Here is a 12,098-nt window from a genome sequence, read left to right as displayed (position 1 = left end):
GTTCTGTTGCATGCGTCTTACGCCCAAGTCGCGTCCTCCATCGGTGTGATGCCGTCAAGGATATAGCTCAATTCGTTGGCAAAATGAAGGGAAAGAGGTTCGGGGAGACGGCTCAGAGCCTCCCGGATCCCCAAACGCTCCAAAGCGTCATCCAAAGATTCCGGCTTTTCGCTCATGACCTCAAAATATTGGCGCACTTCATCGACAAAATCGTAGAAGGCGGCACCAAAGCGGAGAGAGTCGTCCTCCAGAGATTCGAGATCGGCGGTTTGTAAGCGATTCCACTGTTCCAACAGTTGACTCACACGATCCTTGACCACCTCTTCCATCGTTGTTCCCTCCTTGGTTTCCCCGCAGTGGTGTTTCCTTGGGGGATTGTGAAAGGATTCACGAACCTCCGGCTCTACCCGGAAGTTTCGTATCTTTATTCTACACCCTCGGGGATCCCAGAAGATCGAAAAAACCGTGAACTGTATGGCAAAACTTCGACATAGAGAGTCTTGGTAGGCAACACCTTTGGATGAGGGGGCCCCCCGCCAAAACCACCATAGGGTTCGGCGAGGAGGCCGTAGAGAGAACTGGCAGGCTCAACTTCTGACCCCCTTCACACCTCCGGAGGACGCCGGTCCGCCCGAGGACGGGTTTTCTCCAGTTGGGCGGCCAGGCGGTAGAGCGAATCTTCCTCGTCGGCAAGACAGAAAGCCCGGGCCAGACCCTGGGGCTTTGCAGGTTATTTCACGCTCGGCACTGCGTCCAAGGTCACCTCTTCCTGGGGTTTGACTACAGCTACTTTTTCGTCCCCGGGCATCAAGGGCCGGCCCGTTTTCACGACAAATCGGAGCCAACTGCCGGCCATCCAGGATGTGACCAGGGCCAACATGACCAGTACGGCGAAAAAGGGTTCGCTGATGAGCCCCAGAGAGAAGGCCACCGTGGATAGCACGATCCCCGGTCCGCCCCGGGCGTTCATCGCCGCCGCGAGGTTGATACTGGTGAGCCGATCGAGATGGAGCAACCGACAGGTGAGGTACACCACGGTACCCTGTACCGCCGTTGCGAAAAAGAGATAGAGGAGGAAAAAACCTAGGGGGAATTGTCTCGCCAAATCGAGTTGCAGCCCCACCATGGCAAAATAAAGCGGAATGAAAAAGGAGAAAGAGATCTCGCGGATGCTATTTTCCACGCGATCGAAGAGATGCTCCGGAAAGGCGAGTTTGACGGCGATGCCGGCGAGCAGCGCCCCAAACATCACGTCCACACCTAGGTAGCCGGCGAGGAGGGCCAGCATGAGCAGGATCGCCAAAATATAGCCGAGAAAAGAGGCCCGTACGAGAATGTTAAACCGGTTTCCATTGATCAGCCGAAGCACTCGGGGCAAAACGAGTAAACAGACGGCGATCAGCCCGAAGGTAGCCCCTGTGCTCCGGAGGACGGTGGCGATTCCTTGATGGGACTCGGCGCCAGCGAGTCCCGCAGCCAGGGCCAGCCCCACCCACAAGAGAGTGTCATGGATTCCCGCCACAGCCACCACGAGCTTGGCAAATCGAGTGTCCATCACCCCGAGATCGAACAAGATTTTGGAGATGACCGGAATGGATGTTACGGCGATGGAGATGGCAACCACGATTTTAAAAGCGACTAGGCTTTGGGCCGGACCCAGGAGATCGGCAGGATTCATGAATCCCGTGAACATCCATCCCGCTGCGAAAGGAATGAGCGTAGACCCGGCGAGAATCGCCAATCCAATGGACGTATCGCCCCGGTTAAACTTGGGTTGGAATTTAAGGCCGGAATTAAACATGAGGAAGATCAACCCGAGTTGGTAAACCAAGCCGAGCAGCTTCCCTTGGGCTGGGAACCCCTGGTACAGCCACTGGAAGGTGTCCGGGGCCAAGTGTCCGAATACCGTCGGCCCGAGCACCAGTCCCCCGGCTACTTCGCCGATCACCCGGGGCACTGTGAACCGCTCCGCCAGGTAACCAAGGACGTTCGCGGCGACCAGCAGGGTGAGTAGGCTGAGCAGAAACCGCGTCATCTCGATGCCCGTTAAGCCCATCGACGATCCCTCCTTAGACATTCTCCCTTTGGTGCCACCGATGTGGCGGTTCGTGCACTGTGCTTGACACCATATTCCAGGACAAGGGTCGCCGGACAGGGCGGACTGCCCCGGATGACCACACATTTTCACGGGAATATGTTTCCGAATCAAAGAGTTTGCGGGACTCTCGGACGTGGCAGGGAATCGAGATGGGAACGTCGAATATAGCAAACATTGGCATAGGAAACCCTGGCAGTGGCACAGGCTTGTCGGCAGATTTTTTCTATTGACAGAAAGGAGGCATTGTTGTGAAGGCTGTTCGCGGAGTGGTGGATTATCTGGTGTCGGGGGGAGTGTCGTACATCTTTGGAATTCCAGCGGGGTCCGTGAATGCCTTTTTCGATGAGCTGTACGATGTGCCGGAGATCGAGCCTGTGGTGGCCAAGCACGAGGGTGCGGCGAGTTACATGGCTGCCGCCTATGCCCGGGCCACCGGACATTTGGGGGTCTGTATCGGATCCAGTGGCCCCGGAAGCACGAATCTTTTGACGGGTGCCGCCAATGCGGCCCGGGAGCACCTGCCGGTCCTTTTTTTGACGGGCCATGTGCCCGTGGACGCCATTGGGCGCAATGCGTCCCAGGAGTTTGATAGTGAGGCCGTGTATAAGCCCTTTGTAAAATACAGTGTGACGGTGAGGAGGCCGGAAGATCTGGTCGATGAAGTGGCAAAGGCCGTGACGATCGCCTTGTCTGGGGTGCCGGGGCCGGTACACGTGGCCATGCCGATCGACGTCCAATTGTCGAAGGCCGAAGAGCTGCCGCTTCCCGCCTTTCCCAGGCGCGAAAAGGTGTTGCCGGACCCCGAGGCGGTCCGCGAGGCCGCTGTCAGGCTGGCACAGACTCCGGGGGTGGTTTTCGTCGGTCAGGGAGCCCGCCGGGCGATTCCGGAGGTCATCGAGACGGCAGAACTTTTGGGGTGGCCCATCGTGGTCACGCCCCAGGCCAAAGGGTTGATTCCAGAGAGTTACCCCGGATACATAGGTGTGTATGGGTTTGCGGGACATGAGAAAGCCGCGGAGTGGGTGAACGATCACCCCGAGAGGGCGTTGTTGATCGTCGGCTCGAGCCTCGGAGAGACGGCGACAAGCAACTATAGCAAGCCCCTAGGGGAGAGGCAGCTGATTGTTCAGATCGATTTTGACAAGACGGTATTCGGCCGAACGTATCGATGTGACGTACCCCTCTGTGGCGATGCGGACGTGACCTTGCAATGGCTGAACCGGGAGTTGCGGGAGTTGGGGCTATCCCGCCACGCCCAGGGAACGCAACCCGTCGCCCTCGAATCCGTGCCGTCGGAATTCAAAACCCAGAATGTGCTCCTCGCCCTTCAGCGATATTTGCCCCAGAACACCCGCTATACCGTCGACATCGGTGAGCACATGTCTTATGTCATCCATTACATGCGGGTCCTGGACTACGATTCTTATGAGATTAACGTGCACTTTGGCCCGATGGGGATCGCCATTGGGTCGGCCATCGGGTATGCCCTCGCCGATCCCACCCGCCCAGTGGTGTGCATCACAGGAGACGGGTGTTTCTTTATGCACGGTATGGAGGTTCTCACCGCAAAGGAGTATCGGTTGCCCATCCTGTTTATCGTGATCAACAACGCCCGGCTCGGGATGGTGCATCACGGACATCTTTTGCAATATCATCGCGCCCACCCCCGGTTTCAACAAGATCCCGTGAACATCGCCGGCATGGCGGCCCACCTGGGTGTCCCCGCTTTACGGGTGGAGAGGTTTGAGGATCTTGCCGATCCCCGGGCAGAGAATCTGTTGCAGGCGGACGGACCCGTGGTTTTGGACGTCGCCCTGGTGGACGACCAGGTGCCTCCCATGGGGGATCGGGTTAAGTTTCTATCATCTTTTGGCCGTTGAACCCAGCAGCCCCTGTAATTTGGACTGGCAGGACACTTCGGCACCCACGGCGGTACAGTTGTCCGCGGCGCGGGGATCGATGGGGAGCAGAATCTCCACCGTGGTCCCCGCCCCCACCTCGCTTTCAAAATGCATCTGTCCTCCGTGACTCTCGATGATCTGGTAACTCATGGTCAACCCTAAACCCACCCCTTTCTCTTTGGTGGTGAAAAAGGGCTCCCCCAGGCGGGGGAGGCTGTCCTCGGGGATCCCCGTCCCTTCATCGATGACCCGGATAAGAATGGTCCGATCGTCCTCTCGCCTGGCTTGTACCACGATCTGTCCGCCGCGGGGCATCGCCTCTATGGCGTTTTTTAATAAATTCACCAGCACCTGCTTGAGACGGTTTTCGTCGCAGAGAACGGCGGGGAGGGCCGGATCACAGTCAGTGGTGATTTGGACGTTGCTCAAGATAGCCTGAGTACGCAAAAGAGCGACCACCGTCTCGATTAACACCTTGAGGTCGTGAAATTGAAACTGCACGTCCACGGGTTTCGCCAGGATCAGCAGTTCGTTGATGATCAACTCGATCCGGTCCAACTCGGAGAGCATGATGTTGAAATATTCATCCTTTGTGTGGACATTGGATTGAAGCAACTGGACGAACCCCTTCAAAGCCGTGAGGGGGTTGCGGATCTCATGAGCTACCCCCGCCGCGAGCTGCCCCACTACCGACAGCTTTTCCGATTTAATCATCAGCTCCTCGGAGCGCTTCCGTTCGGTGACATCTTTAAAGACCACCACAGCCCCTTGGATCTTTCCATCGTCCCTCATTGGTGTGCTCACATAATCCACGGGAAAGGTGGATCCGTCTTTGCGGCGGAACAATTCATCGGTGACCTGGCTCGGATGGCCGGTTTGGATGGGAGACAGGATGGGGCACACAGCGAGAGTGCACCCTTTGTCTTCGCTTTTTCCGTGCCAGAAGACGTCGTGTTGCGGCAGGCCGATGATTTCCCCCGGCTCTCGCCCCACGAGACGGGCAGCAGCGGGATTGCAGAAGGTGACCCTTCCATTCTCGTCCAATTCGTAGATCCCTTCGGTGACGGAATCCAGGATCAAGGTTGTCCGGGTGGAGAGTTTGCGCAGTTCCTCCACCAGGTTTTCCAACATGCGGTTTTTCTCCTCGAGTTCGGTGGTCCGCTGGCGCACCATGGCCTCCAGTTGTTCAAAACGCATGGCGTTGGACAATGCCGTGGAGGTGGCGTCCACAATGGATTCGGCGAGGCGCATTTGGGTCTCGGTGTAGGTGCGTGGGACGCCAAGGCTGACCACTGCGACGACGCCGAGTACGTCCCCGGCCACCACGAGGGGGATCATGTACACACCCCGAATGCCAAATCGCTCACAGGCCTCGCGGTTGGGCCGGGGGTCCTTCTCCACATCGGGCACCAAGGCGGAACGTTTGCTCCGAATGACGTCTTGGAATAGCAAGTCTTCTTCATAATTCAGTTGCAAATTTCGGTGGACGGCTTTCCAATCTTGTTCGGACCAGTCGGCGGTGTGATTGAGCCGGACCGGCCGAAATCGCGCCCCAATGGCGTCGGCGATGTGAATGCCGATGTTGGGATTGTCCACAGCGCAGCTGACAAAACGGAAACAGACATTGAGCACTTCTTCGATGGTTTTACACAGGGATAGGTGATGCAGCGCATCGATGAGCAGTTGCTTTTCCGTCAACAGAGCGTTGGCGTGCTGAAATAGTTTGGCATTGCGCAGGGCCACGGCGGCCATGTTCACGTAGGCCGTGATGGACTCTATTTCCTCCTGGCTCAGGTACATGGGCGAACCGTGGTTGAACAGAAAGACGAGTCCGAATAATTCGTTATCGAAAGAGATCGGCACAACCAGAAGGGATCTCATCTGGAACCGCAGAATGACGTCGCGGTCTGGACGAGGGTCCAGGGCGGTGTCCGGTATGTAAATCATCTTTCTTTCCGATACCACTTGGGCGATGAGGGCATCTTTTGCCGGGTCTGCCACCAGTTGATCCAGGGTGATTCCCGCGATCTGGTCGGGTTTTCCCACGAAACCCCGGAAGGTGCCGTCGGGCTCTGCCAAGTAGATTCCCGCAGCCGTGCAGTGGATGATCTCCTCGGAGATGGCGGTGACCACGTGTTCTAACACGGCTCGCAAATCAAAGTTCGAATTGATCAACTGGGTGATCTGGGCGAGTCGCAGGTATCGGGTTTGATCGGACATGTCCACCCACTCCTGTCTACATTTGTATGAAAACTAGGAACGAAAACCCCCTGTTGTGAACACAGATCAGATCAAACTATGAAGGCCATGCTTCGATCCGCCATGGACGCTATGGCGTAGATCTAACCGAGCTACAGTCTGACCATCTCTCTATGAGCATATCAAAATTGCCTTCGCTTGACATCCCGTTTTCTCAGAATTCTTTCGGGAAACCGTGTCTACAGACCGGGTTGGATCCCCCTTCCCCGCAAAAAGGTATATTATTATCAAGAAGTGTTTGCGTCTTTCTCTGCGCCATGCCGCTGCAGGAAGCGCATGCATCTCTTATCAGAGATTTTATTCTTTGATAAACCTTCTCTACAAGCTGGACGGTGCGATTTTCTTAGGGCAAACCGTCTGCACCCATCACAAAGGGGGAAATGTTGGTTGACGTGGATGGAGGAATTGAAGACTCGGCTGCCAAAGGACGCGGTCTCGGTCAATCCAACGATTCTGGAGCAGCACGGCAGAGACGAATCGTATCATGCCCCTCATAACCCGGACGCGGTGGTGTTTGCCAAAAGTCGGGACGATGTGGTGGAGGTGATGCGCATCGCCGCCAAGTACCGGGTTCCGGTGATCCCTTTTGCGATCGGATCCAGCGTCGAAGGGCACGTGATCCCGGTCCAGGGAGGGATCAGCCTGGATGTCACGGCGATGAACCAAATTCTCGAAATTCGGCCCGAAGATTTTCTCGTTCGGGTTCAGCCCGGGGTAACCCGGACGCAATTGAACCGGGCTCTAAAACCCTATGGGCTGTTCTTTCCCGTCGATCCCGGCGCTGACGCGTCCCTGGGGGGAATGGCCGCGACCAATGCCAGCGGCACAACGACAGTGCGCTACGGGACGATGCGCGATCAGGTACGGGACCTGGAAGTGGTGTTGCCCGGGGGTGAGGTGATCCACACCGGCTCCTTGGCGGCGAAATCGTCGTCGGGGTATCATTTGACCGGGTTGTTTGTCGGTTCCGAGGGGACCCTGGGGGTGTTTACCGAACTGTGGCTCAGGGTGTATGGCCTGCCCGAGCGGGTGATGGCCATCCGGGCGGAATTTCCCGATGTGAGCGGATGTGTCAAGACAGCGACGGCGGTCCTCGGGGCGGGAATTCCCGTGGCCCGAATGGAGTTGGTGGATGAGCGCATTGTCGAAGCGGTCAATGCGTACAAAGGGACTTCGTACCCGAAGGTTCCCACGCTGTTTCTGGAGTTTCACGGAAATCCCGAGGGTCTGGAACGGGACGTGCAGACCGCCCGGGAGTTGGCCGAGGAGGAAGGGTGCTTGGGGTTTGCCTTCGATTCGGACGAGGAGTCCCGCCAGCAGTTGTGGGAGGCCCGGCATTCCGCAGCCCGGGCGTTCATGGCCCAGTATCCGGGTCGTGGCATGATGACGACCGATGTGTGCGTGCCGATTTCGAAGATGGCCCAGGCGGTCACCGACGCCAGGGAACTGCTCGATCGGCAGGGGGTGTACGGCGCCGTCCTCGGCCACATCGGCGACGGGAACTATCACGCCCTCATTGCCGTGGATACGAAAGATCCCGAGGATGTCGCGAGGGCGGAGGCGATCAATGAGCAGTTGGTGGAGTATGCCCTGGCCTGCGGAGGGACCTGCACGGGTGAGCACGGCGTCGGTCTTGGCAAGCGCAAATACCAAGAAAAAGAGCACGGGCGGGCTTTGCAGGTGATGAAGGCCATCCGATCGGCCTTGGATCCCTTGGGAATCATGAATCCGGGTAAACTGATCGATTGATCCGGCGGCGACAACTTTCCAGCTGCATCTGCGGCGAGCAATCCGGCACCGGGAGTTCAGTGCCGGGACCAGTTCCGGTCTAGGGCAAACATATCCTCCTCATCGTGGGGGGATTCTGGACATTCGATCTGGACCGTGACGTGGCCGATGCCGAAGCGTTCTCCGGCAAGGGTTTCCACTTCCTGGATCAAACGTTGCGTGTGGGCGACGGTGAGACAGCCGTCGACGACTACGTGAACGCTCATGGCGTGGCGATTGGACGAAAGACTCCAGATGTGCAAATCGTGGAGGCTACGGATGCCTGGGATGCTCTGGATGGCTTTGGCCACCTGACTGAACTCCACCGAAGGCGGCGTGGCCTCCATGAGAACAAGGCAGGAGTCCCGGGTCACCCGCCATGCCCCGGCGGCGACGGTCAGGGCGATCAGGATGCTGATAATGGGGTCGACCAGGGTCCATCCCGTGGTCATGATGATGAGACCGCCTAGGATGACCCCGCCTGAGGCCGCGGCGTCCCCGAGCACGTGCAACATGGCGCTGCGGATGTTTAGGTTGTGAGAGGCATTCCGCATGCCCCAGCCGATGTACAAGTTGATGATGACACCCATTGCCGCTGTGGCCAGAAGAACCGTGCTGTTGACGGGTTCTGGTTGGTTCAGCCGCCGATAGGCTTCGGTGCCGATCACCACGGCCACAACGATGAGGGTGACGGCGTTGAAGAGGGCGGCGAGGATGGCCGTGCGATGGTAACCGAAGGTCATGGCGCCGGTGGGCGGACTCTGGGATTTTCGCACGGCCCACCAAGCGATAAACAGGGCGAACACGTCGGTGAGCATGTGCACGGCGTCGCTGAGCAACGCCAGGCTGTTTGACCACAGGCCTCCGATAACTTCTGCCAACAGCACGACAAATGCCAGGACCAAGGCTTGTTTGAGTTTGTCCTGGGCGACGTGAATCGAGTGGTCGTGGACATGGCCCGATTCCGGGCCGTGGTGGTGTTGCATGGTTGTTCTTCCTTTCACAGGGCTGCAATGCTTCCCTTGAACCTTTCGCGGACATCCTCAAAGGCGACAATCTTACGGCGACCCCGGCGCAAATTTATAGCCGACCCCGAAGACCGTAAGGATATAGGTCGGGTTTTTCGGATCGGGTTCGATCTTCTGCCGCAAATTCTTGATATGTTGGTCGATCGTACGCACATCCCCCTCGTAGTCGAATCCGCCCAGTTTGAGAATCAATTCTTCCCGGGTCAACGGGCGATCCGGATGGCGGGCGAGAGTCAGGAGAAGGCGGTATTCGAAGGGGGTCAACGGGACAAGCTCCCCTTTGCGGTAGACTTTCTGGCGCCCGGCGTCGATCACCAGTTCGCCGTCGCGAAAGGTGACGGTGTCCGCCAACAGCTCTTCGGGGGACACCCGGCGGAGAATGGCTTGAATTCGGGCCACCAGTTCCCGGGGGCTGAAGGGTTTGGTCACATAATCGTCAGCCCCCAGGGACAAACCGCGTATGCGGTCCGTTTCCCCGGCTTTTGCCGTGAGCATGAGGATGGGCACTGCCGTGTGGGCGCGGATCTTTTTGCACAATTCTTCGCCGGGCATGTCTGGCAGCAGGAGATCCAGGATGACCAAATCTGCGGGCTCTTGTTGCAATAAGTCCCATGCCTCATCTGCCCTCGCCGCTTGAAGTGGTCGGTAACCGGCCTTCTCCAGGTAAGAAGCGATCACATCCCGCAGTTTCTGTTCATCTTCGACGATGAGAATGTTTCTCGGTTTTCGGTTCACCATCCACGCCCCCTTCGTCGGCACCGCCCCAGCTTAAGTATATGGTACCATACGGATATTCAGCTTGCAGTGGGGAAGGTGAAGACCTGTGGTTCGTTTCGAAAGCCTCCGGACCCGATTGACCGCCCTTTTTCTCGCTGTGGCGGCGGGGAGTGCCCTGATGACCGGCCTTATCGTTCTCGTCGAGGCACATTTTCATTTTCAGATGTACGAGCGGCAGATCAAAGAGGGCGGTTACGCGGTGCATGTCCTGAATGTGCATCTTGAACAAGCCCTGCAGCAGTCGGTGGGGTGGACGTCCATCGGCATGGTCATTCTCGCCGGTGCGGTCAGCGTGTACGTGGCCAGGCGGATTGCTGGGCCCCTGGTGGAGATGACCCGAACTGCCGGGCGAATGGCGGCCGGAGAACTGGACGTTCGAGTCGCGGTGGCGGGGCGGGATGAGGTGGCGGAATTGGGGAGAGCCCTGAACCATCTGGCCGAGTCTCTCGCCCGCCAGGAGGATTCGCGGAAAACCATGACAGCGGACATCGCTCACGAATTGCGGACTCCACTGGCGACATTGAAAAGCCACCTTGAAGCCTTTTTGGATGGGGTGTGGGAGCCCGATGCAGTTCGTTTGCGCGGCTGCTATGAGGAGATTGAACGCCTGATTCGCCTGGTCCGGGATGTGGAGGCGCTGGCGGAGTTGGAGGCCCCCAGCTTTCGTCTGCAGTCGACCAGGGTGAATTTGTGTGAGGTCTTGGGCCGGGCGCTCGCCCTTTATCGCCCGAGTTATTTTCAAAAAGGTGTCGATCTTGAGTTGGAGTGCACCGAGCCGGTGTGGGCGGAAGCCGATCCCGAGCGATTGACTCAGGTTTTCACGAATCTTCTGTCCAATGCGCTCAAAGCGACGCCGCAAGGGGGAAAGGTTACGGTGAGTGCGGGGAATGCCGGGGTTTGGAGGGTGATCCGGGTTCGAGATACCGGGCGTGGCATGCCGCCCCAGGAGGTCACGAGAGTGTTTGAGCGATTTTATCAGGTGGGTCAAGGGCGTTCCCGGGACGGGGGGTCGGGGATCGGACTGACCATCGTGAAGCGGATCGTCGATGCGCACGGCGGAAGGGTGCAGATTCACAGCGAGTTGGGAAAGGGAACGGTTGTTCGGGTGGATTTGCCTGGCTGCGGCCGGGATGATGAGTGATGTGGAGTACCAGGATTACCACAGCCCGTATCCGGTGGGTAAAGCCAGGGCAGGTGAACAATCAAGGGAAATTAGACTGCAAAGGGTCCGGGATATCCCCGGGCCCTTTTGCAGCTGTTTACACAAACACGACCGTCTTGTTTTTATACGTCAGAATCCGGTCTTCCAGGTGCCAGGCCACGGCCCGGGCCAGGACGACCCGCTCGATGTGCCGCCCGATCCGTTTGAGATCTTCGACGCTGTCCCGGTGATTCACCCGTTGCACATCCTGTTCGATGATCGGGCCTTCGTCCAGATTGGCCGTCACATAGTGGGCCGTGGCACCGATCAGTTTGACCCCCCGCTCATAGGCCCGCTCGTAGGGATTGGCCCCGACAAAGGCGGGTAAGAACGAGTGATGGATGTTGATAATCCGATTGGGATATGCAGACACGAACTCTGTGGAAAGAATTTGCATGTACCTGGCGAGGACGACGAGATCCACCCGGTAGTTCTTAAGGATTTCGAGTTGGCGGCGTTCGGCCTCGGCTTTGGTTTCTCGGGTGACCGGCACGTGATAAAAGGGCAGGCCGAAGGTGGCGGCGACCTCCCTGAGGTCCGGATGGTTGCTGATGACCACCACCGGATCTCCGGATAGATCCCCGGCCTGCCATTGCCAGAGGAGCTCCCGGAGGCAATGATCCATCTTGGAGACAAAAATCGCGATTCGTTTTCTTTCCCGGGCGTAACGGATCTCCCCCTGCATGTCCAGGGGCCGGGCGGTCCGGGCGAATCCTTCCTCCAGTTCCCGGCGGCGGTCGGACAGGTGGGGCAGGTCGAATTCCACGCGCATGAACAGGCGGCCGCCGTCCGGGTCGGTAGAATACTGGTCCATACGAACGATGTTGGCATTCATGCCATACAGAAACTGTGAAATCGCCGCCACCACGCCCGGGCGATCGGGACAGGACACGAGGATTCTCGCCCGATCTGCCACCGCGGTGTCGGAAATGGCCGGGGCGTGGCCGGGGTCGACGGGTGTGCGGCCGTGGCTCAATGTGATTCTCCTTCCCCTGTGATGTTGCCGATTCTTTAATAGTAGATCATTCGGTGCGTTTTGGGTACCGCCTGTTGCAGGGATAGGGAAA

General features: G+C 58.1%; 9 protein-coding genes. 3 read left to right on the top strand and 6 right to left on the bottom strand.

The features are described 5' to 3' along the window. Window positions 1-17 precede the first annotated feature (17 nt). Both K6T64_RS03195 and K6T64_RS03190 read right to left on the bottom strand, forming a co-directional pair. On the bottom strand, window positions 18-329 hold the full coding sequence (locus K6T64_RS03195) for a hypothetical protein (protein ID WP_100666865.1): 312 nt from the start codon (window positions 327-329) through the stop codon (window positions 18-20). Between the two features lie 401 nt (window positions 330-730). Further along, entirely contained in the window at window positions 731-2,056 is a 1,326-nt protein-coding gene (locus K6T64_RS03190; RefSeq protein ID WP_288008531.1) for a cation:proton antiporter, read from the bottom strand. Between the two features lie 290 nt (window positions 2,057-2,346). On the opposite strand from K6T64_RS03190, the gene K6T64_RS03185 reads away from it, so the two are divergent. Continuing rightward, window positions 2,347-3,978 (top strand): thiamine pyrophosphate-binding protein, encoded by a 1,632-nt coding sequence (locus tag K6T64_RS03185; RefSeq protein WP_288008530.1) that lies wholly within the window; start codon window positions 2,347-2,349, stop codon window positions 3,976-3,978. On the opposite strand, the gene K6T64_RS03180 is transcribed toward K6T64_RS03185, so the two are convergent. After that, entirely contained in the window at window positions 3,961-6,219 is a 2,259-nt protein-coding gene (locus tag K6T64_RS03180) for an ATP-binding protein (RefSeq protein WP_288008529.1), read from the bottom strand. The two genes, K6T64_RS03185 and K6T64_RS03180, sit on opposite strands and share 18 nt — an antisense overlap. Window positions 6,220-6,645: 426 nt before the next feature. On the opposite strand from K6T64_RS03180, the gene K6T64_RS03175 reads away from it, so the two are divergent. Beyond that, the gene (locus tag K6T64_RS03175; protein WP_483306123.1) at window positions 6,646-8,007 is read left to right on the top strand and encodes an FAD-binding oxidoreductase; all 1,362 of its coding nucleotides are present in this window, start codon (window positions 6,646-6,648) and stop codon (window positions 8,005-8,007) included. A gap of 56 nt (window positions 8,008-8,063) precedes the next feature. Here K6T64_RS03175 and K6T64_RS03170 read toward each other — a convergent pair whose 3' ends face one another. Together K6T64_RS03170 and K6T64_RS03165 are read right to left on the bottom strand one after the other, a co-directional pair. After that, complete coding sequence (locus K6T64_RS03170) at window positions 8,064-9,011, bottom strand: cation diffusion facilitator family transporter (RefSeq protein WP_288008528.1); 948 nt, start codon at window positions 9,009-9,011, stop codon at window positions 8,064-8,066. A gap of 72 nt (window positions 9,012-9,083) precedes the next feature. Further along, on the bottom strand, window positions 9,084-9,791 hold the full coding sequence (locus K6T64_RS03165) for a response regulator transcription factor (RefSeq protein WP_100666870.1): 708 nt from the start codon (window positions 9,789-9,791) through the stop codon (window positions 9,084-9,086). A gap of 85 nt (window positions 9,792-9,876) precedes the next feature. On the opposite strand from K6T64_RS03165, the gene K6T64_RS03160 reads away from it, so the two are divergent. Next, window positions 9,877-10,971, top strand: coding sequence for a sensor histidine kinase (locus K6T64_RS03160; RefSeq protein WP_288008527.1), 1,095 nt, complete (start codon window positions 9,877-9,879; stop codon window positions 10,969-10,971). A gap of 118 nt (window positions 10,972-11,089) precedes the next feature. Here the strand turns inward: K6T64_RS03160 and purU are convergent, their stop codons facing one another. After that, window positions 11,090-11,962 carry a formyltetrahydrofolate deformylase gene (gene purU, locus K6T64_RS03155; protein WP_100669130.1) on the bottom strand — a complete coding sequence of 291 codons (873 nt, stop codon included), beginning with the start codon at window positions 11,960-11,962 and terminating at the stop codon, window positions 11,090-11,092. Window positions 11,963-12,098: the final 136 nt, after the last annotated feature.

It is taken from the genome of Kyrpidia sp. (assembly GCF_023512215.1).
GTDB lineage: Bacteria > Bacillota > Bacilli > Kyrpidiales > Kyrpidiaceae > Kyrpidia > Kyrpidia spormannii.
This window is presented reverse-complemented; position numbering and strand designations above follow the sequence as displayed.

Coding starts and splice junctions, on each gene's coding strand:
- K6T64_RS03195 (WP_100666865.1), bottom strand. CDS start 329: ATGGAAGAGGTGGTCAAGGATCGTGTGAGTCAACTGTTGGAACAGTGG.
- K6T64_RS03190 (WP_288008531.1), bottom strand. CDS start 2,056: ATGGGCTTAACGGGCATCGAGATGACGCGGTTTCTGCTCAGCCTACTC.
- K6T64_RS03180 (WP_288008529.1), bottom strand. CDS start 6,219: ATGTCCGATCAAACCCGATACCTGCGACTCGCCCAGATCACCCAGTTG.
- K6T64_RS03170 (WP_288008528.1), bottom strand. CDS start 9,011: ATGCAACACCACCACGGCCCGGAATCGGGCCATGTCCACGACCACTCG.
- K6T64_RS03165 (WP_100666870.1), bottom strand. CDS start 9,791: ATGGTGAACCGAAAACCGAGAAACATTCTCATCGTCGAAGATGAACAG.